The 22818-nt window shown below is 71.4% G+C and carries 23 protein-coding genes; 10 read left to right on the forward strand and 13 right to left on the reverse strand.

The window, feature by feature from the left end:
• Positions 1 to 58: 58 nt before the first annotated feature.
• Together AB5I40_RS03825 and AB5I40_RS03830 are read left to right on the forward strand one after the other, a co-directional pair.
• Positions 59 to 754 (forward strand): TetR/AcrR family transcriptional regulator, encoded by a 696-nt coding sequence (locus AB5I40_RS03825; RefSeq protein WP_370937018.1) that lies wholly within the window; start codon positions 59 to 61, stop codon positions 752 to 754.
• Positions 751 to 1914 (forward strand): tyrosine-type recombinase/integrase, encoded by a 1164-nt coding sequence (locus AB5I40_RS03830; protein ID WP_370937019.1) that lies wholly within the window; start codon positions 751 to 753, stop codon positions 1912 to 1914. Before AB5I40_RS03825 ends, AB5I40_RS03830 begins: the two co-directional genes overlap by 4 nt.
• A gap of 3 nt (positions 1915 to 1917) precedes the next feature.
• Here AB5I40_RS03830 and AB5I40_RS03835 read toward each other — a convergent pair whose 3' ends face one another.
• The 3 genes from AB5I40_RS03835 to AB5I40_RS03845 form a co-directional block, all read right to left on the reverse strand.
• Positions 1918 to 2724 carry an MBL fold metallo-hydrolase gene (locus AB5I40_RS03835; protein ID WP_370937020.1) on the reverse strand — a complete coding sequence of 269 codons (807 nt, stop codon included), beginning with the start codon at positions 2722 to 2724 and terminating at the stop codon, positions 1918 to 1920.
• Between the two features lie 82 nt (positions 2725 to 2806).
• Positions 2807 to 3550, reverse strand: coding sequence for a hypothetical protein (locus AB5I40_RS03840; RefSeq protein ID WP_370937021.1), 744 nt, complete (start codon positions 3548 to 3550; stop codon positions 2807 to 2809).
• A gap of 27 nt (positions 3551 to 3577) precedes the next feature.
• Positions 3578 to 4264, reverse strand: coding sequence for a TetR/AcrR family transcriptional regulator (locus AB5I40_RS03845; RefSeq protein ID WP_370937022.1), 687 nt, complete (start codon positions 4262 to 4264; stop codon positions 3578 to 3580).
• Positions 4265 to 4347: 83 nt separating this feature from the next.
• On the opposite strand from AB5I40_RS03845, the gene AB5I40_RS03850 reads away from it, so the two are divergent.
• Complete coding sequence (locus AB5I40_RS03850) at positions 4348 to 5484, forward strand: FAD-dependent oxidoreductase (RefSeq protein ID WP_370937023.1); 1137 nt, start codon at positions 4348 to 4350, stop codon at positions 5482 to 5484.
• 92 nt (positions 5485 to 5576) lie between these two features.
• Here the strand turns inward: AB5I40_RS03850 and AB5I40_RS03855 are convergent, their stop codons facing one another.
• Together AB5I40_RS03855 and AB5I40_RS03860 are read right to left on the reverse strand one after the other, a co-directional pair.
• On the reverse strand, positions 5577 to 6512 hold the full coding sequence (locus AB5I40_RS03855; protein WP_370937024.1) for an AraC family transcriptional regulator: 936 nt from the start codon (positions 6510 to 6512) through the stop codon (positions 5577 to 5579).
• Between the two features lie 341 nt (positions 6513 to 6853).
• On the reverse strand, positions 6854 to 7693 hold the full coding sequence (locus tag AB5I40_RS03860; protein WP_370937025.1) for an alpha/beta fold hydrolase: 840 nt from the start codon (positions 7691 to 7693) through the stop codon (positions 6854 to 6856).
• A gap of 114 nt (positions 7694 to 7807) precedes the next feature.
• Between AB5I40_RS03860 and AB5I40_RS03865 the strand changes: the two genes are divergently transcribed.
• Complete coding sequence (locus AB5I40_RS03865) at positions 7808 to 8284, forward strand: DUF1772 domain-containing protein (protein ID WP_370940445.1); 477 nt, start codon at positions 7808 to 7810, stop codon at positions 8282 to 8284.
• An 18-nt stretch (positions 8285 to 8302) separates the two neighbouring features.
• On the opposite strand, the gene AB5I40_RS03870 is transcribed toward AB5I40_RS03865, so the two are convergent.
• From AB5I40_RS03870 to AB5I40_RS03890, 5 genes are all read right to left on the reverse strand, one after another.
• Complete coding sequence (locus AB5I40_RS03870) at positions 8303 to 8791, reverse strand: GyrI-like domain-containing protein (RefSeq protein ID WP_370937026.1); 489 nt, start codon at positions 8789 to 8791, stop codon at positions 8303 to 8305.
• Positions 8792 to 8819: 28 nt separating this feature from the next.
• Positions 8820 to 9143: a YciI family protein gene (locus tag AB5I40_RS03875; RefSeq protein WP_354741815.1), complete on the reverse strand. Its 324-nt coding sequence runs from the start codon at positions 9141 to 9143 to the stop codon at positions 8820 to 8822.
• Positions 9128 to 9946 carry an alpha/beta fold hydrolase gene (locus AB5I40_RS03880; protein WP_370937027.1) on the reverse strand — a complete coding sequence of 273 codons (819 nt, stop codon included), beginning with the start codon at positions 9944 to 9946 and terminating at the stop codon, positions 9128 to 9130. Before AB5I40_RS03880 ends, AB5I40_RS03875 begins: the two co-directional genes overlap by 16 nt.
• A complete protein-coding gene (locus AB5I40_RS03885; protein WP_370937028.1) occupies positions 9943 to 11256 on the reverse strand; it encodes an RNA polymerase sigma factor in 1314 nt (437 codons plus the stop codon). Before AB5I40_RS03885 ends, AB5I40_RS03880 begins: the two co-directional genes overlap by 4 nt.
• An 87-nt stretch (positions 11257 to 11343) precedes the next feature.
• Positions 11344 to 12093, reverse strand: coding sequence for a TetR/AcrR family transcriptional regulator (locus AB5I40_RS03890; protein WP_370937029.1), 750 nt, complete (start codon positions 12091 to 12093; stop codon positions 11344 to 11346).
• Between the two features lie 85 nt (positions 12094 to 12178).
• Between AB5I40_RS03890 and AB5I40_RS03895 the strand changes: the two genes are divergently transcribed.
• Together AB5I40_RS03895 and AB5I40_RS03900 are read left to right on the forward strand one after the other, a co-directional pair.
• Positions 12179 to 14668, forward strand: coding sequence for an SNF2-related protein (locus AB5I40_RS03895; RefSeq protein ID WP_370937030.1), 2490 nt, complete (start codon positions 12179 to 12181; stop codon positions 14666 to 14668).
• Positions 14665 to 15312, forward strand: coding sequence for an SWIM zinc finger family protein (locus AB5I40_RS03900; protein WP_370937031.1), 648 nt, complete (start codon positions 14665 to 14667; stop codon positions 15310 to 15312). Before AB5I40_RS03895 ends, AB5I40_RS03900 begins: the two co-directional genes overlap by 4 nt.
• A 259-nt stretch (positions 15313 to 15571) precedes the next feature.
• On the opposite strand, the gene AB5I40_RS03905 is transcribed toward AB5I40_RS03900, so the two are convergent.
• The gene (locus tag AB5I40_RS03905; RefSeq protein ID WP_370937032.1) at positions 15572 to 16189 is read right to left on the reverse strand and encodes a TetR-like C-terminal domain-containing protein; all 618 of its coding nucleotides are present in this window, start codon (positions 16187 to 16189) and stop codon (positions 15572 to 15574) included.
• A 104-nt stretch (positions 16190 to 16293) separates the two neighbouring features.
• On the opposite strand from AB5I40_RS03905, the gene AB5I40_RS03910 reads away from it, so the two are divergent.
• From AB5I40_RS03910 to AB5I40_RS03925, 4 genes are all read left to right on the forward strand, one after another.
• The gene (locus tag AB5I40_RS03910; RefSeq protein ID WP_370937033.1) at positions 16294 to 17811 is read left to right on the forward strand and encodes a CocE/NonD family hydrolase; all 1518 of its coding nucleotides are present in this window, start codon (positions 16294 to 16296) and stop codon (positions 17809 to 17811) included.
• A gap of 9 nt (positions 17812 to 17820) precedes the next feature.
• The gene (locus AB5I40_RS03915; RefSeq protein WP_370937034.1) at positions 17821 to 18603 is read left to right on the forward strand and encodes a cyclase family protein; all 783 of its coding nucleotides are present in this window, start codon (positions 17821 to 17823) and stop codon (positions 18601 to 18603) included.
• A complete protein-coding gene (locus AB5I40_RS03920; protein ID WP_370937035.1) occupies positions 18600 to 19511 on the forward strand; it encodes a fumarylacetoacetate hydrolase family protein in 912 nt (303 codons plus the stop codon). Before AB5I40_RS03915 ends, AB5I40_RS03920 begins: the two co-directional genes overlap by 4 nt.
• Positions 19512 to 19690: 179 nt before the next feature.
• The gene (locus AB5I40_RS03925) at positions 19691 to 20464 is read left to right on the forward strand and encodes a PE-PPE domain-containing protein (protein WP_370937036.1); all 774 of its coding nucleotides are present in this window, start codon (positions 19691 to 19693) and stop codon (positions 20462 to 20464) included.
• 69 nt (positions 20465 to 20533) lie between these two features.
• Here AB5I40_RS03925 and rox read toward each other — a convergent pair whose 3' ends face one another.
• Together rox and AB5I40_RS03935 are read right to left on the reverse strand one after the other, a co-directional pair.
• Complete coding sequence (gene rox, locus AB5I40_RS03930) at positions 20534 to 21961, reverse strand: rifampin monooxygenase (protein WP_370937037.1); 1428 nt, start codon at positions 21959 to 21961, stop codon at positions 20534 to 20536.
• A gap of 176 nt (positions 21962 to 22137) precedes the next feature.
• Positions 22138 to 22782, reverse strand: a complete 645-nt coding sequence (locus AB5I40_RS03935; protein WP_370937038.1) for a class I SAM-dependent methyltransferase — start codon at positions 22780 to 22782, stop codon at positions 22138 to 22140.
• Between the last annotated feature and the right edge of the window lie 36 nt (positions 22783 to 22818).

Below are 22818 nucleotides of genomic sequence, written 5' to 3' on the forward strand. Positions count from 1 at the left end.
GGGTTCTGGTACGCCATTCCATATTGGAACGGCGCTCCAGATGTGTCAAGATGGGCACATGGCTACGGGGACGCGCCGGGCACAGCGGCGTACGGAGGCGCTCTCTCGGGAGCGCATCGTCGAGGCGGCGGTGGAACTGCTGGACGCGGCCGGCGAGAGCGGCCTGACCTTCCGGGTGCTCACCGAACGGCTCGCGACCGGCCCCGGGGCGATCTACTGGCACGTCGCGAACAAGGGCGAGCTGCTGGTCGCCGCCACCGACGCGGTGGTGGCGGACGCGCTGGCGGCGGAGTCGGCGGGCTCGCCGCGCGAGGAAGTGCACGCGGTCGCGCTCGGGCTGTTCTCCGCGATCGACGCGCACCCGTGGCTTGCCGCGCAGCTGCTGCTCCAGCTGTCCCGCAGTCCGGGCGGCCCGGTCACGCCGCGGATCCTCGAAAGCCTCGGCCGCCGGGTCCGCGCGCTGGGCGTGCCCGAGGAGCACTGGTTCACCGCGACGTCGGTCCTGATGCACTACGTCCTGGGCGCGGCCGGGCAGAACGCGGCGAACAGCCAGGTGACTGAGCCGGACGCGGACCGGGCCGAATTCCTTGCCGCCACGGCGGAAGCGTGGGAGGCGCTGGATCCGGAGGAATACGAGATCACCCGGGCGATGGCGGGCCAGATGAGCGAGCACGACGACCGCGAGCAGTTCCTCGCCGGGATCGATCTCGTGCTCGCCGGGGTCGCCGCGCTGTATCCGGGCGGGCGCGCATGACCCTCGCGCTCACCGATGCCGGGGGAGCGGGCAAGGATGCGCGAGAGCGGTTCGGGGAGTTCCTGCGCGTCTACGCGTCGATCAACACCCGCGTCGCCTACGCGACCGATCTCGGCATCCCGCTCGACTGGGTCCCCGGCTACCAGCCGCCGGACCCGGGCCGTCGCCGCGGCCGGGCGCGGCGGACCGATCCGGATGCGCTCGCGTGGCTGCCGTGGTGCCTGCGCAACGGGTTCACCTCGTTCGCCGACGTCCGGGTGGAGCACGTCGAGCAGTGGCTGGACGAGCTGGCCCAGGCCGGGTACCGCGACGCGACGCGCGGCCGGATGCTCTCGGCGGTGTCCGCGTTCTACCGCAAGTACCTGCTGCGGGAAGGGTTGGCCGGGCACAATCCCGCCGCGCTCGTGGACCGGCGAGCGCAGCACCTCAACCGGCCGTCCGGCGTCCCGTCGCAGACCGCGCGCTGGTCGTTCGACGCGTGCCGGGCGTTGCTGCTGGCCGCGTGGCTGCTGGTCGACCACAGTCGCAACGGCCCGCGCGACCGGGCGATGGTCGAGATCCTGATCGGCACCGGGGTGCGCGCGGAGGAACTCGTCGGCGTCGATCTGGCCGACTACCGGCGGCCGACCGCGGGCGGCATCGGCGTGCTTCGCGTGCACGGCAAGGGCTCCAAGGACCGCGAGGTCGCGCTGGCCGCACCGGTGGCGGACGCGCTCGACGCCTATCTCGCGGCCCGGGTCACGCCGCAGGTCCCGGCGTTGCGCGGACAGGTCGGCGCGAACCGGGCCGAGCCGCTGTTCGTCACCAGCACCGGCGCGCGCGTGCACGTTTCGCACGTGACGGCGTTGCTGCGGCGGCTGTGCGCGACGTTCTGCCAGCCGCCCAAAACCGCGCGGCTGCGGGAACTCCTCGACACCGCCGAGGCCCGGTTCGTCGCGACGCACCTGCAGTCGTTGTGCGACACCATCCACCCGCATTCGGCGCGCCACTCCTACGCGACGCACGCGATCGAGCGAGGGGTCCCGCCGCGCCAGGTGCAACGCGACCTCGGGCACGCCGCGTTGTCGACCACCGAGGGCTATCTCCACGACGAGAACGCCATCCGCGATTCCGCCGCGCACGAACTCGCTCCGGCGTTGCATCGCGGCTGGCTCGGCTGATCGTCAACCGTTCATCCGGGCGAGCCTTTGGACCTGTCCTTGGTGCAGATCGCTGACCCACTCCCAGCCGGGCTTGGCCGACGGTCCGATCCGCGGGTCGTCGGGTTCGCGGCCGTCGCGCAAGGCCTGCACGTACGCGCGGTCCAGGTTGATTCGCGCGCGGAGCTGACCGGCTGCGACGGATCCGTGGCCAGGGATGACCACCTCGACGTCGTCCGCCACGGCTTCCAGCAGCTGTAGCCCGGTCAGGTAGTCCTCGATCGGGTCGGCGGCGGTGTCGAACATCGGGACCAGGACGTCGGAAAGCATGTCGCCCGCTATGAGAACCCCGCGTTCCTCGATGAGCAGCGCGGCGTGGCCCGGTGCGTGCGCCGGATGTTCGATGATCCGGGCTCGCGGACCGTCCCAGGGGAGGTACGCGGTTCCGGCGGGCAGGCCGGTGATGCGGCCGAACAGATCCAGCGGCACGTCGTCGGCGATCTCCGGCGGCAATCCTTCGGCGAGAAGGGTTTTCCAGTCCGGTTTTGCCAGCAGGTCCTGCAGGTAGGCCGCACACCGGGCGGTGCCGTAGCGGGGTGCGTCGCCGAATTCGGCGTGCCAGAGCGCGTGATCCCAATCCGGATGCGTCGCGAAGCCCGCCGCGACCGGCTGGCCGAGTTCGCGCAGATCGTGGGCGAGACAAGCCAGTTCGCCGGTGGTGAGCCCAGGGTCGACGAGCAGCACGCCAGCCCGGCCCTGCACGACGACAGCGTTGTTCTCCAGCAGCTCGCTCTGGTGGACCAGCACGCCCTCCGCTGCCTGTTTCAGCATGGCGACCCCCTCCGCTCGTGATGCGCGACGGTAGCCCGAAGTGATGGCAAAATGCAAGCAGTAGGTGTTGCTGCGGCAGCGGTCAAGCCTCGATGAACGGTTCGGAGCACAACGTGCAGGTGATCGGCCCCAGCTCCAGGATCGACCGGGCCGCGCGGATCCGGCGGGGCGGTTCGCAGCGGCAGATCGCCGCGACGTAGTTGGGCCCGCCGCGGTGCGCGCCGCGACCGTCGACCGGGGCGATCACCACCGGCGGCACGAGCGGTTCGGCCACCTCGTCCGGGCCTTCGGGATCGTCCGGCGGGGCCGCGACAGCGCGCCGCGCGACCTCCTGTTCGGTGTGCCGCCACACGGTCAGCGCGTCTTCGAGCCGGGAGAGTTCTCCTTGGTACGCCTCGAGAGTCGCGGGGAGCGCAGTCGTCGCCGACCAGCCGATCCGATCCGCCTGTTCCGCCCGCAGGCCGAGTTCGGCGGCGAGCGCGGCGAAGCGTTTGTTGTGGTAGCGGCCGTCGCTGACGTCGACGATGTCGCGGGTGGCGGCGAGTCCGTGCGCGGCTTCGTGCAGCGTGGTGGAGAGGATCTCGGCCGCGCCGCGACGGAGGCCTTCCGCGCCGAGGAAGAACTCGGCGCGCGGTTCGACGCCGTCGCCGACGTGCCAGCGGGACCGCGCGAAGTGGCCGTGGATCTCGGTCGTGGTGCCCATCGTTCCGGACGCCAGCACGAGGATCGCTTCGGGAACGTCCGCGTGCCGCCTGCGGATTTCGGCCCACAGCTGTTCCATCGCGTGCATGACGCGGGTCGTCGGGCCCAGCGCGGCGGTGTTCATGCGCCCATCTTGCCGCTTAAGCGGTAACTAGCTCAGGGAGAGCCCGGAGAGCACCCGGTCGAGGCCGGCGGAGAAGACCGCGTCGCCGTCGGGGTGGACGGCGTCGCGCGCGGTGCGCAGGAGCGTGGGGTAGCGGCCGGAGTCGAACATCCGCTGCAGGTACGGCGCGGCGGCGCGCTGCCAGCTTTCCTCGTCGAGGCCGGTGTCGCTGATGAGCCGCCGCTCGCGGATCTCGCTGCGCACGGCGCCGGTCACGTAGGAGTGCACGGTGAAGACCGTGAGCACGGCGTCCTCGATCGGGCCCGGCCCGGCCGCGGCGGCGAGCGACGCCTCCAGGTAGGCGAGCGCGTTCGGGCCGAGCCCGGGCCGTCCGCCGATCAGGTCCGCGAACCATTCGTGCCGCTGGACGGCCGCGCGGCAGCCGTGCGCGAGCGCGCGGAGGGCGGCGACGCCTTCGGTTTCCGGGTCCGGCAGCGGGATCTCGCCGTAGACGGCGTCGGTCATCAGGTCGAGCAGCTCTTCTTTGGTGTCGAGGTAGCCGTACAGCCGCATCGGCCCGGAGCCGAGCGCGGCGGCGACTTTGCGCAGCGACACCGCTTCGAGCCCGCCTTCGTCGGCGAGCGCGCAGGCGGTCTCGACGATGCGGGCGCGGCTCAACGGCGTCGGCGCCGCGCGCGCCGGCGGTTCGGGCCGTTCCCACACCAGTTCGTCCATGCTCGCTCCTTTTCGGGTGACAGTACCGGGACGGTTCCGATACGGTGTATCTTGTCAATACAGTGTATCGAGGGGATGTCATCATGCGAATCGTCATTGCCGGGGGCGGGCTCGGGGGGCTCACCTGTGCGCGGGTGCTGCGGGCGCACGGCGTCGACGCCGTGGTCTGCGAACGCGACGCCGGCCCGGAGGCCCGAGTGCAGGGCGGCACGCTGGACCTGACGGTCGACGAGGGCCAGTGGGCGCTGCGCGAGGCCGGTCTGGAGGCCGGTTACCGCGCGATCGCCCGTCCCGAGGGCCAGGACATGGTCCTCTACGACTCCGCGGGAACCCTGCTGCGGCAGGAAATCACCCCGGACGAGGGCGACGCGCGCTGGGGCCGTCCCGAGGCGGACCGCCCGGCGCTGCGGAAACTGCTGCTCGACGCGCTCCCCGAGGGGACTGTCCATTGGGGACACACGGTGACTCGCGCGGAGCCGCTCGGCGACGGACGGCATCAGGTCCATCTTTCCGACGGCGGAACCCTGGAGTGCGATTTCCTCATCGGCGCGGACGGCGCGCGGTCGAGAATCCGTCCGCTGCTCACCGACGCGGAACCGGCCTATTGCGGCGCGCACGGGATGGAGCTGGTCATCCACGACGCGGATCGAACGCACCCGGCGGCGTCGGCGCTCGTCGGACGAGGCAGCTTCTCCTCGATCGGGGATCAGCAGACGCTTTCCGCACAGCGCAACGGAGACGGCACGATCCGCGTCCACCTGACCCTGCGGTGCGCCGAGGACTGGGTGGAGACGTCGGGGATCCCGTTCGACGACCCGGATCGCGCCCGTGTCGCGCTGGAGGAGCTCTACGCCGGATGGCCGGAGGAGTTCCTGGCGCTGCTGGACGCGACGTCCGGTCCGGTGCTGGTGTATCCGCTGACCGCGCTGCCGGTCGGGCTGCGGTGGGACCCGACGCCGGGCGTGACGCTGATCGGGGACGCGGCGCATCTGATGTCGCCGTTCGCCGGACAGGGCGCGAACCTCGCGATGCGGGACGGTGCCGAGCTTGCCCTGGTTCTCGCTCAGGGCGGCGACGTGCGGAAATTCGAGGAGGCGATGTTCGAGCGCGCTGAACCGGCGGCGCGGATGTCGGCGGACAACCTGGAGCTGTTCCTGTCCGACGGGGCGGCGGAGAAGGTGCGGAGCCTGTTCGCGCGGATGTTCGGGGAAGAGGACTGAGTTAGCCGAGTGGTGCCGGGCGCTGGCACGCCCCGTTTCCCGCGACTGCAGGCGTTTCGCGGGCATCCTGCTTCCGGCGTGCGGGAACTGGTTCAGGCGGGTTCGCGCAGGCGGTAGTGCTGCGGACTCCGGCCGTACTCCCGTTTGAACGCGGTGCTCAGCGTGAAGGGGCTGCGGTAGCCGACTTGCCGGGCGATCGCGGTGAGCGTCGCGTCGGGTTGCTGTCGCAGGAGATCCGCGGCGAGGGCGAGCCGCCAGGTGGCGAGGTAAGTCATCGGCGGCTCGCCTACGGCGTCGGTGAACCGCCGGGCGAGCGCGGCGCGGGAAACCCCGGTCGCGCTGGCCAACCCGGCGACCGTCCACGGATGTTCGGGCTGGTCCTGCAGGAGACGCAGCGCGTGCCCGGCCACCGGGTCGCCGTGCGCGCGGTACCAGGCGGGCGCGGCCGGGCGGTCGAGCCATTCGCGCAGGACGCGGACGAGCAGGAGGTCCAGCAGCCGGTCGAGGACGGCTTCCTGCCCGGGGACGTCGCGCTCGATCTCGTCGGCGAGCATCGTGACGAGCGGATCCGGGCTGTCTCCGGCGCGCGCGGTGACGACGCCCGGCACCGCGGCGAGCAACCGGCGCGAGACTTCTCCGACGGTCGGGTAGGTCCCGGTGAGCAGCACCGTCGGACCGTCCGCGTCGCCGCCCCAGGTGCGGACGCCGAACTCGGTCAAGTCGGTGAGATGCCCGCCGTCCGGGGTGACGCACTCCTGCCCCGGCCGGATCACCGCTTGCGGCGGCGTCCCAGGCTCGTCGGCGACGAGGTACGGCTCGGGCCCCCGGATGACGGCCACGTCGCCCGCGTCCAGACGGACGGCTTCGGCGTGGTCGGGCACCAGCCAGGCATCGCCGCGCACGACGGCGAGCACGGTCAGCGGCGCTTCGTCCTCGATCCGCAACGACCACGGCGGCCGCAGGACGGACCGGAGCAGGAACGCGCCGTGCGCACGAGGTCCTTCAAGCAACGCGGTGAGCGGGTCCACGCTGCTGAGAGTAGCGGTGCGGCAAGGGAAAGCTCGCTGGTTCGGGGTTTCCGGGCTGGTTGGGATCGCGGTGCGGCGGGTGGCAACGCGGCGGGAGCGTGTTTCCTGCCGCGCGCTGTTCTCGGCCCGCCGTTCCATTCCGGGCTAAGGAAATCCCGTGGGCGCAAGGTGCCGACAGAATCACGAAGTCGGCAGCCATCGCGTCGGTTCCAGGCCCCGGCCGAATGCAAGCGACGACCCAAAGCAGGCTGGCTCGCTCGCGAAAGAGTTCGCGCGCCGGAAGCCGACGTCGCACCGGTTGAGCGTGGGCCGCCTGGCACCTCCCCGGAACCGGCGACCGTTCAAACAGCGAGCATCGCCGCCGCGATCTCCTCGGCGGCAGCATGCGGAATCGCGCTGGCGGCATCGTCCAGGACGACCAGCCGCGCATTGGGGATTTCGCGGGCGAGGGCTTCCCCGTTGCCGAGCGGGAAGAACGCGTCTCGGCGCCCGTGCAGCACGACGGTCGGGACGGCGAGTTCCGGCAGGCGTTCGCGCCATCGCGGCGTGCAGTCGAGTTTGGAGAACACCATGCCCAAGTGATTCGCCAGCTGCACCACCGGCTCCGTGCTGGCCGCGCGGTCGAAGACGCGTTCAGCGACGGTTCGGGCCGCGCCGGGGTCGTCGCCGAGAATTTCGGCGCTTACGGCGGCGCGTTCGGCCACGGCGGCGCGGTCTGACCAATCGGGCATCGGCAGCGCGAAGACTTTGCGCATGACTTTCGCGTCGTGGTCGGGCAGATCGGGGTCGACCGGGCCGGGCGCGACGGGGCGTGTTCCGTAGAGCGTGAGGGCGGAGAAGACGGACGGGTGGTCGAGGGCGGCGACCTGGGCGACCATCCCGCTGACCCCGACTCCGCCCAGGTGCGCGGGCCGGTCGTCGAGTTCCCGGGCGAGGGCGGCGGCGTCGGCGGCGAGGTCGCGCAAGGTGTAGGCCGGGGCGTTCGGATCGGCGGTGGTCGAGGTGCCTGCGTCGCGGAGGTCGTAGCGCACGACGTGCCGTCCGCCTCGGGCGAGTGCTTCGCAGAGGGCGTCCGGCCAGGACAGCATCGTGGGGCCGCCGGCGAGCAGGACCAGCGGTGCGGCCGGGTCGCCGAAGTGCTCGGCGCCGAGCGTGACGCCGTTCGGAAGGGTGTGCTGCATGGGAGTCTCCTGCTGAGACGATCGCGCATGGTTCCGAGCGGATAACCGATGGATCGTCTCGCGATCTTTGGGTTGACTGAGGGCGTACTGGGGGACAAAACGGAAGGCACGACGATGGTGATCGTTTCGAAGGCGGTTCTCGTGGCGGCGGTGGTCGCGGCGGGGCTGATCGCGGGGTTGTTCTACGCGTACACGGTGTCGGTGATGCCCGGCCTCGCCCAGGCCGACGACCACACGTTCGTGACCGCGATGCGCCGGATCAACGACGTCATCGTGAACGGCTGGTTCATGCTGTCGTTCCTGGGCGCGCCGCTGCTCGCCGTCGCGGCGGTGGTGCTGCACTTCACGAGCGGGGCGCGAGGCGGATTGCCGTGGCTCATCGCGGGTGCGGTGCTTCTGGTGGCGATGGTGATCGTGACCGGTGCGATCAACGTGCCGATGAACAACGCGCTCGCCGTGGACTCGGTCGATTTCGCCGCGCTGCGGGCGCAGTTCGAGGAGCCGTGGGTGCGGTGGAACACGGTGCGGACGGTGGCGTCCGCGGCCGGGTTCGGGTGTCTCGTGGGCGCTTTGGTGACCCGGAGCGCGTGACTCCGGGCCACCGGCCGGTCAGTCCGCGAGCCGGAAGCAGAGGTCGATGTCCCAGTTGTTCGGGTCCGGCTCCACCTGCGGGTTGGTGCGGTAGATCTCGAGCCGGGCGGTCCAGTGCTCGCCGTCGGCCTCGACGGTGCGGTCCCAGCGAACGTCCTCCTTCTCGCCCCAGGCGAGCAGGTCGGCGGTGGCCGCGAAGAGGCCGCTCGGCGCGCCGTGGTGGGTGGCCTGGGCGTATTTCCCGGCGGGCAGCGCGGCGTTGAAGTAGTCGTCGCCGAGATCGACGGCGTCCGTGACGGGGACTCCGACTTCGACGGTGACGGTCTCCATGTCCGTGCCGAGCACCAAATAGCGGAAGAACGGCGCGCAGGCGGGTTCGAGGCCGCGTTCGGCGAGCGCGCCGACGATCGCGGCGATGCGGTGCGCGACCTCGGCCATGTCGTCGAATCCGACCGTCGCGCGGTAGCCGACGTAGCGTTGCTCGTTTCTCTCCACAATGGAGGGCATGGGGTTCCTTTCGGTTCGGGGGCGCGCCTCAGCCGAGAAGCGGCCGCACCTCGATCGTTCCGTACGCGGCGGCGGGATGTCGGGACGCGTGCTCGACGGCCTCGTCGAGGTCGGCGCATTCGAGCACGGCGTAGCCGCCGATCTGGTCCTTGGTCTCGGCGAACGGCCCGTCGCTGAGCAGGACGTCGCCGTCGCGCACGCGCACCGTGGTGGCCGTCGCGGGCGGGTGCAGGCCTCCGCCGCCGACGAGGATGCCGCGTTCCACCAGGTCTTCGGACCAGCCGCCGCAGCCGATCGCGAGCTGTTCCTCGGTAGGTGCTTCGGACCCGGCGATCATCAGGAGGTAGCGCATGAGGTCTCCTCGGTGAGAGTTTCGGCGAGGCGGACGGCGAACGCCTCGGGTTGGCCGGCGAATCCGCCGTGGTCTCCAGGGAAGCGGACGGGTTCGCTGCCGAGCGCGCGGGCCAGTCCGACGCCTGCCTCGTACGCCGGGGTTCCGACGGCGTCGCCCACCGCCACGACGATCCGGGTGGCTGCGGCGGCGAGCTCGTCGAGATCGGGTTCCCAGGCTCCGATGGCGCCCATCAGCTTGCCGAAGAACACCTCGAAGTTGCCGCGCATCTGCTTGCCCTGCTCGATTTCCTCGGCGGTGGGGTGCTCGGGCGGCGGCGGGATCTCGAATCCGCTCGCGGCCATGAACGCGCCCACGGCCGCGTCGATGCCCTGCTCCCGGTAGATCGCCGGGATGTCCGGAAAATCGGCCAGCAGTTCGCCGAGGTAGCGGCTGACCGGCGGTTCGTGCGCGACGAGCGTCCGCACCGCGCCGGGGTAGCGGGCGGTGTGTTCGAGCATGGTGATCGCGCCGCCGCTGTTGGCTAGCACCGAGACCGGCCCGCCGCCGAGTTCGGTGAGCAGCCGCTGCACGTCCTCGGCGTGCTGGCCCACCAGGTCGTCGTCGAGTTCGGTGGTGCGGCTTCGCGAGATGCCGCGCGGGTCGAAGGTGACGACGGTGTAGCGGTCGGTGAGATACGGGCGCAGCGCGGTGAACGCGGTGGCGTCCGCGGGTCCGCCGGGCACGAGGAGCAGCAGCGGTCCGGAGCCCGCGACGTCGTAGTGGAGTTCCGCGCCGGGCACGCGCAGGGTTTTGGTGATCATGGCTGTCCTTCCGGGGTCGGTTCGCCTTCCCGACGAACGGAAGAGACCGAGACAGACACCTCCGGCGAAGAAATTTCCGAAAGTCTTCCTCGGAGGTAGCTGCGTTCGGCTCCGGTGCGGGCCAACGCGAGCGCTTCGGTGTACGCGACCTGGGCTTCTTCGGTGCGGCCGAGGCGGCGGAGGAAGTCCGCGCGGGTGGCGGGCAGCAGGTGGTAGTCCGCCAGTTCCTCGCTCAACTGGTCGGCGAGGGCGAGCCCGGCTTCCGGTCCGGCGGCCATCCCGACCGCGACCGCGCGGTTCAGTTCGACCACCGGACCCGGCCGGAACCGTCGCAGCTGGAGGTAGAGCCCGGCGATCTGCGCCCAGTCGGTGTCCTCGGCGCGCGCGGCGGTGGCGTGACACGCGGCGATCGCGGCCTGCACCTGGTACGGCCCGGGACTGCGCCGGCGCAACGCTCCCTCGAGCAACGCGGTTCCCTCGGCGATCGCGGCGGTGTCCCACCGGGTTCGGTCTTGTTCGTCGAGCGGGATCAGCTCGCCGTCGGGCCGGTTTCTCGTGCTGCGGCGGGCGTGTTGCAGCAGGAGAAGCGCGAGCAGACCGGTGGCCTCGGGTTCGTCCGGCATCAGGGTGCACAGCAGCCGGGCCAGCCGGATGGCTTCGCCCGCGAGGTCGGGGCGCTGGAGATCGTCGCCCTCGCTGGCCGAGTAGCCCTCGTTGAACAACAGGTACAGCACGCCGAGCACCGCGGCGGTGCGCTCGGGCAGCAGATGGGCGGGCGGCACCCGGTACGGGATCCCGGCGGCGCGGATCTTGCGTTTCACCCGGACGAGACGCTGCGACATCGTCGATTCGGACACCAGGAACGCGCGGGCGATCTCGGCGGTGCTGAGCCCGACGAGGGTGCGCAGCGCGAGCGCGACCTGCGCTTCGAAGGCGAGCGCGGGGTGGCAGCAGGTGAAAATGAGCCGGAGCCGGTCGTCTTCTACGCCACTGGCTCCATTGTGGACAGTGGCCGGTTCGTCCGCGACCGCCAGCCGCGCGGCCTCCCGGAGTTTGCCCTCTCCCGCCGCCGCCCGCCGGAGCCGGTCGACGGCACGGTTGCGCGCGGCGGTGGTGAGCCACGCTCCGGGACGGTCGGGAACGCCGTCGCGCGGCCAGGTCCGCACGGCGAGCGCGAACGCGTCCTGCGCGCATTCCTCGGCCAGGTCCCAGTCGCCGGTGACGCGGATGAGCGTGGCCACGACGGAGCCCCACTCATCGCGGAACGCCTGCGCGACAGCGGCTTCGACCACGTCGTGCTGCCCGGTCACCGCGCGCTCCCTTCTCGTGCCGGTCCGCGGACCAGTTCCGCCGACACCCTCCGAACGGTAAACCGGGGCACCGACAATTTCCCGCGATCAGGCTCCGGCGAGCTGCCCGATCCCGTCGAGGATGCGGCCGAGCCCGAACCGGAAGTGGTGCTCGGGATCCGAAGAACCGCCGTAGGTCTGCCCGGCGGTCGTGCCGACCCGGCTCGCGCGCGGGAAGTGCACCGGATCCGCCGCCGGGATCTCGGCCAGCACCGGCGCGGAGCGGTTCCACCAGTCGAAGTCGGTCATCCCGCTGCGCCGCGCGGCACGGGTCGCGTCCACCGAACCGCGCGCCGCCCCCGCCACCAGTCCGTTGAGCAGGCTGACGATCGCGTCGAGCTGCACGTCGTCGAGGTCGAGTTCGTCCATCGCGGCCAGTTCGCGCTCGTATTTGGCGAAGGTGTGCGGGCCCAGCGTCGGGCGGCCGACGCGGATCTCCAGCAGCCACGGATGCCGGTGGTAGAGCCGCCACAGGTCCTCGGCGACCGCGGACAGCCCGGCCCGCCAGCCCTCCGGCAGCTCGCCGGGGAGTTCGCCGTGCGCGTGGTCGAGCATCAGCTCCAGCAGTTCCTCGCGGCCGGGCACGTAGGTGTAGAGCGACATCGTCGCGACGCCCAGCTCGTCGGCGATCCGGCGCATGGTGACCGCGTCCAGGCCGTCCGCGTCCGCGGCCCGGATCCCGGCCGCCACCACGTGCTCGACCGACAGCTTCGGTTTCGGGCCCCGGCGCGGGGGACCGGGCACGCCCCACAGCAGTTCGATGGTCCGCCGCGGATCGCCCGGCTCCTCGGTGTCCATTTCGCTCCTTGTACGCAGTACAGAGTTTTCCGGTAGACTATCCCGGACAGGCCAGCCAGGGGAGGGCGGAGCACTGAATTCTGTAGTGGTGGAGCCGGGCCGGATCGTGTTCTGGAGGCCGGACGGCGCGGAGCCGGACGGTCCCGGGGCACCCGGCACGGTCGAGGTCGTGCTGCCGGACGGGGTGCGCACGGTGCCCGCGCTGCGGTTGCCGACCGCGGAGGCGGTGCCGGTGCTGCGCGCGCTCACGGATCCGTCGGCGCGGTTCTGGGCGCTGGCCGCCGACGCAGCGGAGCGACTCGCGTCGGCCGGGTGGACCGGACCGCTCGATCCGGCCGAGGAAGCGTGGCTGCGCCGGCTTGCCGACGCGATGCCGCCGCACGCCCACGCGACGCCGATCCCTGGCGACCCGGCGCGGTTGCCGGAGCCGTATCCGCTGCTGATGCGGTTCGTCGCAGACGTCGCTGGAGTGGAGCCCGCGCTGCGCGTGTCGCTGCGGATCGAGTCCGACGATCTGGCGGGCGGCCGGTTCCGCGCCGTCGTCCAGGTGCACGGCGGGACCGAGCCGCTGGTCGACGCGGAAGAGCTGTGGCGCACCGGAAGCCAGGAGGCCCGGCACGAGGTCCTGCTGGCGTTGCGGCACGGGGCCGAGGTGTGGCCCGCGCTGGCTCCGCTGCTGTCGGCGGCGGTTCCGTCGTCGGTCGCGCTGGGAGACCGCGAGATCGCCGAACTGCTCGCCGGTGCCCTCGACGCCGCCGAATTGGCGGTGCACTGGCCCGCGGAGCTGACCGGGCTGGCCGCCCGCGCGGTCGTCCGGCCGGGAGACGCGCCGTCCGACGCGCGGTCGTTCTTCGGCGGCGACCGGGTGCTGCAGTTCGACTGGCAGCTCGCGCTCGGCGACAGCGAGCTGAGCGTCGCGGAACTCGACGCGCTCGCCGAGGCGCAGCGTCCGGTCGTCCGGCTGCGGGACCGGTGGGTGCTGCTGGACCGCACCACCGCCGACCGCGCCCGGGATCGCACGCTCAAGCCGTTGACCGCGATCGAGGCACTCGGCGTCGCGCTCACCGGCCGCACCGAGGTCGACGGCGAGCTGGTCGACGTCCGCACCGACGGCTGGCTGGAAGACCTGCGCGCGCGGCTGTCGGCCGATCCCGAGCCGGTGCCGCAGCCGGCCGGGCTGGCCGCGACCCTGCGCGACTATCAGCTGCGCGGCCTGCACTGGCTCGACACCGTCACCGGTCTGGGGCTCGGCGGCTGTCTCGCCGACGACATGGGGCTCGGCAAAACCGTCACGCTCATCGCCCTGCACCTGCACCGGAGCGCCGGGCCGACGCTGGTCGTGTGCCCGGCTTCGCTGCTGGGCACGTGGGAAACCGAGATCCGCCGGTTCGCGCCCGGAGTTGCGGTGCGCCGGTTCCATGGCAGCTCGCGGTCGCTGGATGACCTCGACGGCGGCTTCGTGCTCACCACCTACGGCACGCTGCGCACGGATCCCGCGCCGCTGGCCGAGGTGGGCTGGGATCTGCTCGTCGCCGACGAGGCACAGCACGTGAAGAACCACCGCTCCGACACGGCGAAAGCGTTGCGGCTGCTGCCTTCCGCGGCGAAAGTCGCGCTCACCGGCACACCGGTGGAGAACACACTCACCGAACTGTGGGCGATCCTCGACTGGACCACGCCGGGTCTGCTCGGCCCGCTCGCCGATTTCCGCCGCCGCTGGGGAAAGCCGGTCGAATCCGGTGCGGACCCGGCGGCCGCCGAGCAGTTGTCCCGGCTGCTTCGGCCGTTCCTGTTGCGCCGCCGCAAATCCGACCCGGGCATCGCGCCCGAGCTGCCCGCCAAGACCGAGACCGACCGGCCGGTGTCGCTCACGACCGAGCAGGCGTCGCTGTACGAGGCCACCGTGCGCGAGCTGATGGCGGACATCTCCGCGAGCGACGGCATGGCCCGCCGCGGCCGGGTGGTCAAGCTGCTCACCGCGCTCAAGCAGATCTGCAACCACCCCGCGCAGTATCTCGGCGAGCCGGACGACAGCACGCTCGCCGGCCGGTCCGGGAAACTCGAACTGCTCGACGAACTGCTCGACACGATCCTCTCCGAGGACGGCGCGGTGCTGGTGTTCACCCAGTACGTCGTGATGGCGCGGCTGCTGGAACGGCACCTCGCCGCGCGCGGCATCCCGGCGCAGCTGCTGCACGGCGGCACCCCGGTCGCGCGGCGGGAGGAGCTGGTCCGCGGCTTCCAGAACGGGGACGTGCCGGTGTTCCTGTTGTCGCTCAAGGCCGCGGGCACCGGGCTCACCCTCACCCGCGCCGATCACGTCGTGCACTACGACCGGTGGTGGAACCCGGCGGTCGAGGACCAGGCGACCGACCGCGCGTACCGGATCGGGCAGACCCGGCCGGTGCAGGTCCACCGGCTGGTCGCGGAAGGCACGGTCGAGGACCGGATCGCGGTGATGCTGCGGGAGAAACGCGCGCTCGCCGACGCGGTGCTCACCTCGGGCGAGGCCGCGCTCACCGAACTCACCGACGACGAGCTGGCCGAGCTCGTGACCCTTCGGAGGCAGCGATGACCGACCGGGTCCGCGGATTCCCCGCGTTCCCCGCCCGCCCGGGCCGCGGCCCGTTCGCCCGCACCTGGTGGGGCCGCGCGTGGCTGCAGGCGATGGAGGACACCGCGCTCGACCTGCGCCAGCTGAAGAAGGGCCGGAGCTACGCCGCGGCCGGGCTGGTCGGCCCGATCACGGTCAGCCCGGGCCTGATCACCGCGACCACGGAGGACGCCGACGACGGCCCGTACCGCACCGGCGTACACCTGGCCGAACTGTCCGCAACGGACTGGGAGCTGCTTCTCGACCGCGCCGCCGACCACTCCGGGCACCTCGCCGCGCTGCTCGACCGGCATCTGCCGCCGGAGCTGGCCGAGGTCGTCCCGCTGCTGCCCGGCATCGGCGACCTCGACCCGGACTGCGACTGCCCCGGCTGGGAACTCCCGTGCCGGCACGCCGCCGCGCTGTCGTTCCAGGTCGCGTGGCTGCTCGACGCCGACCCGTTCCTGCTGCTGCTCGCGCGGGGCCGGACCGAACAGGAAATCCTGGACGAACTCGGCCGCCGCACCGCCACCCGGGTCACCACGGGAGTGCTGGCCGCCGACGCGTACGCACGGGAGGTTCCGCCGTTGCCGGATCTCGCGGAGTTCGTGCCCCGCGTCCGCTGAAACCCTCGCGCAGCCGGGGTCTCCGCGGCGTTCGGGAGAGCGCTGGCGGTATGGCGTTGCTGGTCCCGGCAGCGGCGGCCGTCCGGTGGTTTGGGCTGGGGGAAACGGAGTGCTCACGGCGTCACGCATGAGCAATGTCGTCTAGGAGTGACCGCGCGGCCAGGGGTCGCCGGTGTCGCCGCAGCGCAGCTCACGAGCGAACACGGTCGCACCAGACGGGCGAACCCACGTCCAGCGGAGGCATTCGTCTCTGCCCGCCTCAGGAGGATCGCGACCCTGGCGGGCCGTCGGCGGCCGAGGGGAGTCCGCGGAGAAGGGCGTCGACGATGCGTTCGGGCAAGTCCGGCTCGAGCGGCTCGCGGGTGAGCACGATCCTGAAATGCAACGGTGCGACGAGCATCTCCAGCACGAAGCGGGGATCGGTCGCCTCGGGCAGCTCTCCGCGCTTGATCGCCCGCTCGGCGATCTGGCCGGACTGGGCGTAGCGGGCGTCCCAGTACTGGTCGCGCAGCTGCCGGGTGATCGGGTCGTCGCCGGCCGAGGCCAGGGTTCGGTCCAGGGCATTGCCCGCGGGCGAAGTCAGGTAGTTCGCGAGCGAGGTGGCGTAGGCGATCAGGTCGTCGCGCACATTCCCGTTGTCGGGCACCGGAAGCTGTTCGGCGGCGTCGGCGAGCAGGGCGTCGATGACGAGGTTCTCGCGGGTGCCCCACCGCCGGAAGATCGACGTCTCGTTCACCTGCGCGAGCCGCGCCACCTCGGACACTTTCAGGCCCGTCAGGCCTTGGTCCCGCAGGAGCTCGTTGGTCGCCTCGATGACCGCGGCGCGCACCCGGGCCGCGCGTCCACCGGGCCGTCGCCGGACGTCCGCATCGCTCACGGGGCACCACTCTAATACAAGTCCGCTTGCTTTAACGCGCGCCGGTCGCCATACTCCTTGACGCAAGCCGACTTGCTTTAATGCTCACCCCCTGGAGTACTGAGATGCGCATCGAACGGGACATCGAGGTCCCCGCCCGCACCGGCTCGCCGATCCTGGCCGATCTGTTCCTTCCCGACGACCCCGGCGACGGCGCGTTTCCGGTGCTGGCGTCGATCAGCCCGTACGGCAAGGACGTGCACTGGCCGGACCGCTATCCGCTCTACGACCTCGTGCCGCAGAGCGAGCACATGGTCTGGGAGACCCCGGATCCGGAGTGGTGGACGGCCCGCGGCTACGCCGTGCTGCGCGCCGACACGCGGGGGACCGGCAAGTCGCCCGGCCGGATGGACCTGATGAGCCCCAGCGATTCCGAGGACTTCTACGACGTCGTCGAATGGGCGGCCGGACAGCCGTGGTCCAACGGCAAGGTGGCGTCCAGCGGCATCTCGTGGCTCGCGATGATGGGCTGGCGGGTGGCGGAGCTCCAGCCGCCGCACCTCGCCGCGATCGTGGCCTGGGAAGGCGCGACCGACTTCTACCGCGACTTCATCTACCAGGGCGGCCTCTACGCGCACGGATTCGTCGAGTTCTGGTGGAACCGCCAGATCACCCCGCAGCGCAACGGCGACGACGGAGACGACTGGCGCGAGGTGCTCCCGCAGCGCCCCGTGCTCGACGACTACCACCAGGCGCGCATCGTCGACCTCGACCGGGTCACGGTGCCGGTGCTGTCGGCAGGCAACTGGGGCGCCCTCCATGTGCACCTGCGCGGCAACATCGAAGGCTGGGCTCGCGCGGCGTCGCGGGACAAGTGGCTCGTGGTGCACACCGGCACCCACATCGATCCCTACTACGCCGACTGGGCGCTGGATCTGCAGCTGCGTTTCCTCGACCGTTTCCTCAAAGACCAGCCAGACCGGATGGACGGAGTGGCCCCGGTGCGGCTGGCGATCCGGCACGGGCGCGAGGTCGAATGGCGGGACGCCACGGACTTCCCGCTCCCGCAGACGCAGTGGCGCGAGCTTCACCTCGGCGACGGAGTCCTCGACTGGGACCCGCCCGCGGACGCCGCGACGGTGCCCTATCCCGCCAGCTTCGACACCGCCCCGGTGTCCGAGCCGCTCGAGCTGACCGGTCCGGTCGCGCTGCGGCTGTGGCTCAGCGCCGAGCAGGACGACCTCGACGTCTTCGCGCGGGTGCAACACATCGGCGCCGACGGCGAGCCGATCCCGGGCGTCGGCCCCCAGGGCGATCCGGTCCCGATGACCATGGGCTGGCTCAAGGCTTCGCACCGCGAGACCGACCCCGAGCGGTCGCTGCCGCACCGGCCGTGGCACACCCACGCCCGCGAAATTCCCTTGGTGCCCGGCGAACCGACCCTGCTGGAGGTCGAGATCTGGCCCACCAGCATCACCCTCGCCCCGGGGGAGCGACTGCGCCTCGAACTGGTCACCGGGGACAGCGACCTCGGCTTCATGACCCACGACCACCCCGGTCTCCACCGCCCGGCGACCGGCGCCGTCGTCCACCTCGGCGGCGACCACGCATCCCACCTGCTCGTCCCCGTCATCCCGCGATAAGGAGCCGCCATGCGACAGCTCGTGGACATTTCGGTCCCGCTGCAGGGCGGGATCGCGTCGGACCCGCCCGGCCACCGTCCCTCGATCACCTACGTCGACCACCAGCAGTCAGTCCCGGACCTGCTCCGCTTCTTCCCGGGCGCGACGGCCGCGGACCTGCCCGACGGCGAAGGCTGGGCGATCGAGCGGATCGTGGCCACCACCCACACCGGCACCCACCTCGACGCCCCATACCACTACGCGTCCACTATGGACGGAGGCCGCCGGGCCATGACGATCGACGAGGTGCCGCTGCACTGGTGCTTCCAGCAGGGCGTCAAACTCGACTTCCGGCGCCTGCCCGACGGGCACGTCGTCACCCCGGAGGACATCGACGCCGAGCTCGACCGGATCGGCCACCGGCTGCGCCCGCTCGACATCGTGGTGGTCAACACCCGGGCCGGCGCCCGCTACGGCCAGGACGACTACGTGAACTCCGGCTGCGGAGTCGGCCGCGCCGCGACCCTGCACCTGCTCGAACAAGGGGTGCGGGTGACCGGAACCGACGCCTGGAGCTGGGACGCTCCCTTCGTGTTCACCGCCGAGCGCTATGCCCGCGACCACGATGCCTCTGTCATTTGGGAGGGACATCGGGCCGGCCGCGAGATCGGCTACTGCCACCTCGAGAAGCTGCACAACCTGGAGAGCCTCCCGGCCACCGGATTCCAGATCGCCTGCTTCCCGGTCAAGATCCACGCGGCATCGGCGGGCTGGACGCGCGCGGTGGCGATTTTCGACGAGGAGACGGCATGAGAATCGGTTCCTTGCTCGTCGACGATGTTCAGCGCTACGGCATCGTCGACGGCGATCGCATCAGTCTGTTCCCCGAGACCGCGGACGTCTTCGAGGTGCTCGGGGATGCCGCGGCGGCGAGCCAGCAGGCGGCCTGGGACGAAACCGCGTCGACCGCCGTCCCGGTGCCGGTCGCCAGCATCCGCGATTTCATCACCTTCGAACAGCACACGGCGGGCTCGCTCCGCGCGATCACCGGAAACGGCGAGGTCCCGGACGCCTGGTACGAAGCGCCCGCCTTCTACTTCACCAACCCGCACGCGACGATCGGCTCCGGCGCACCGGTCCCGATGCCGCCCGGGTGCGAAGTGCTGGATTTCGAACTCGAAGTCGCGGCCGTGATCGGCACAGCGGGCTTCAACCTGTCCGTCGCCGAGGCCGCGGACCACATCGCCGGGTTCACCATCCTCAACGACTGGTCGGCCCGCGATCTGCAGAGCCGCGAAATGCGCGTCGGACTCGGGCCGGCCAAAGGCAAAGACACCGCCACCACCCTCGGCCCGGTGCTGGTCACCCCGGACGAACTCGCCGACCGCGAAAGCGGCGGCCGCTACGACCTCGCCATGGAAGTCTTCGTCAACGACACCCGCATCGGCGGCGACACCCTCGCGAACATGGCCTGGACCTTCGCCGAGCTGATCGCCTACGCCAGCCGCGGCACCTGGGTCCGGCCCGGCGACGTGCTCGGCTCCGGAACCTGCGGCAGCGGCTGCCTCGCCGAACTGTGGGGATGGCGCGGGGACCGGCAACCGCCGCCATTGCGCATCGGCGACACCGTCCGCATGACCGTGCAAGGGATCGGCACTGTCCACAACACCGTGGTCGCCGGTCCGCCTCTGCACGAGGTTCCCCCTGCCCGTCGAGGCTGATCCCGGGTCACTCGATGCGGTGGACCCGTCTCCGGCGCCGGTGCGTCCTGACCAGCGGGTTCGGCGATTCGGCCAGCACGCGGGGCGATCTTGCTTTCAGCAGGATTTCATAGGTTCTCCGTAGCTTTCCGACTGCGTTCAGTAACAAGCTGACCATTCGACGCGGAGGGGACCCGATTGTGAAGAAAGCCAGGAGGATCGCGCTGATCGGCGCTGTCGTCGCCACGCTCGGCGCGGGATTCGCCAGCGCGGCGCCGGCGTCCGCGGACGGCGCGCACTACTACATCCTGATCGGCGGCACCTGCGACGGGAAGGCGTCGGTCTACCGTCCGGAGTGGCTGCAAGGCGGCATCGCGCGCGTCGTCGACTATCCCGCCGGAGCGGCCGGCGCGCCGAACTGCGACCAGACCCCGATGGACCGGAGCGTCGCGATCGGACACGACCGCGGCCGCCAGGTCGTCCAGGACGCCTACCGGGAGAACCCGAACGCCGAGTTCACCGTCGTCGGCTACTCCCAGGGCGCGATCGTGGCGAACATGGTGCTCAACGACATCGCCGACGACCAGCTCGGCGTCGACAAGGCGAAGTTCAGCGCGAAGCTGTTCGCCGACCCGATGCAGCCGCCCGGCCCGGCCGGGACCGGGATCAGCGCGACGCTCCCGCCGGGCACCGGCCTGCCGTCGCCGTTCGGCGGATACGTGTCGTTCGGCGCGGGCCGCCCGGACTTCAATGGCGTCCGGTCGATCCGCTACTGCATCCAGACCGACGGCATCTGCGACTTCGACCCGATCCAGGCGGCGGGCGGCTATTTCGCCCAGCACTGGTGCTACCAGTGGCCGCGCCCGGCGGACCAGCGGTCGATCATGGGCGACACCATCGCCGACGGCGTCTACACCAACACGTCCGTGCGGCTGGGCAAACAGGACTGCTGGGGCGGTCCGGTGCATCCCTGACCGCCGCCCGAGCGGGTTTCCCGGCACCCCCAGGGAAGCCGGGAAGCCCGCTCGGGCCTTGCTATGTCCTCATCGCCGCGCGCCGAACCAATGCAACAGGCGCGTCTCCAGCTCCCGCTGATCCTCGCCGGTCCAGACCACATGCCCGTCCGGTCGCAGCAGCACCGCCGGGACATCCAGGTCTTCGCTCACGTCCACGACGTGGTCGACCCGGTCCGCCCAGCCTTCCGCCGACAGCTGCCCGTTCTGGTCCAGCAGCAGCCCGCGGCCCTGGTGCATCAGCTCGTACAGTCGTCCTCGCTTGAGCGCCAGGTCTCGCATCCGCCGCCCGAGCAGCGGATGCCCGTCGCCGAAGTCGTAGCGGATGTCGAGTGCCAGCACCTTCTCCAGCAGCAGCTGGTTGACCTCCTCGAAAGCCATCAGCTCGGTCAACAGCCGCCGCATCGCGCGCCCGTCCGGATCGGGCGACATCACCACGCCCTGCGCGCGGACGTTGTCCAGCACGGCGTCCGCGACCGGATGCCGTTCGGCCTCGTAGGTGTCCAGCAGCCCTTCCGGAGCCCAGCCGTTGACCTCCGCGGCGAGTTTCCAGCCGAGGTTGAACGCGTCCTGGATCCCGAGGTTGAGCCCCTGCCCGCCCAGCGGCGGGTGGACGTGCGCCGCGTCGCCGGCCAGCAGCACCCGGCCGACGCGGTAGTGCTCGGCCTGCCGGGTCGCGTCCCCGAACCGCGAGAGCCAGCGAGGGGAGTGGACGCCGAAGTCCGTCCCGGCGTACTCGCGAAGCTGGTGTTTCACCTCGTCCAGCGTCGGCGTTCGCGCCTCCCGGTCCTCGACCACGCCGGCCGCGGGCACGACCACGCGGAACATCCCGTCGCGCAGCGGCCCGACCCCGAACCACAGCTGGGTCTTGCGGATTTCCATCACCCGCGCGGCGACTTCGGCGGGATCCGCGGTCGCCTCCATCTCGCCCAGCAGAATCTCGCGCCGCGCGGGCTCGCCCGGGAACGCGACGCCGAGCGCCTTGCGCACCGTGCTCCGCCCGCCGTCGCAGCCGACGAGGTAGCGCGCCCGCAGTTCGCTGCCGTCGGCCAGCGAGACGGTCACCCCGTCGTCGTCCTGGCTCAGCCCGACGACCTCACATCCGCGCCGGATCTCCGCGCCCGCTTTGACCGCGTGCTCGGCCAGCAGCCGGTCGGTGACGGGTTGCGGAAGCCCCAGCACATACGGATGCGAAGTGTCGAGCCGTTCCGGCGCGGGCCGCGCGATCCCGGCGAAGAAACCCCCGACCGGGTGCGTCGAGCCCTCGGCGAGGAACGGCTCCAGCATCCCGCGCTGATCCAGCACCTCCATGCTGCGCGAATGCATCCCCAGCGCGCGCACGTACTTCGGCGGCTCCGCCTCCTTCTCCAGCACGACCACGCGCACCCCGTGCAGCCGCAGCTCCGCGGCCAGCATCACGCCCGCCGGCCCAGCCCCCACCACGATCACGTCCGTCATGAACTTCTCGTCCCCGGTCCCGGAGCCCGTTTCCGCCCGCGGTATTTCCGCGGGCAGTGGCTCCGGCGGACGATTGTGGAGCACCACCCGGGCCTTGCCGCAAGCCCAGGGGTGCGCTATATGTTGAAGTGGGCAGGAAGAACTCCCTGCCCACTTCTGTCCCCAGTGGACTTTCCTCAGCCCCCCTTGCGGGCCATCAAGTACGCCTGCTGAGTCGCTTCGAAGCTCGGTCCCGGCTCGCGCACCAGACGCGCGTCCACCACGAACCCGGCGTCGGCGAGCAGCTGCGCGACGAAGTCCGGGTCGAGCCGGTACGCGTCGGCCGCGATGTCGTGCCCGTAGGCGTTCTCGATGCGGCGGCGATGGTTGTCGCCCACCTGGAACGCGGTCAGCAGCCAGCCGCCGGGCCGCAGCACCCGCGCGAGTTCCTTGGCCACCACCGGAAGCTCCTCCGGCGGAGTGTGGATCAGCGAGTACCACGCGAGCGCCCCGGCGAGCGAGCCGTCGGCGAGGTCGAGCGCGGCCAGCGAGCCGACCTCGAAGCGCAGGTGCGGATGCGTCCGGCGGGCGACCTCGACCATCGCGGGGGACAGGTCGACGCCGAAAACGTCCAGCCCCAGCGAAGCGACGTACCCGGTGAGCCGGCCGGGGCCGCAGCCCAGATCGCCCACCGGTCCCTCGCCGGTCAGCTCCGCGAACGCGCCGAGCATGGTCCGGTCCCACGTGCTCGACTCGAGGAAATCCTTCAGCATTTCGGCGTACGACTCGGCGACGGTGTCGTACGCGGTCCGCGTCTCGGTTACGTAAACAGGTTCGGTCACGGGCAGCGACAGTAGCCCGCGCCGCCGCCCCCTGTC

Source organism: Amycolatopsis sp. cg13 (genome assembly GCF_041346965.1).
GTDB lineage: Bacteria > Actinomycetota > Actinomycetes > Mycobacteriales > Pseudonocardiaceae > Amycolatopsis.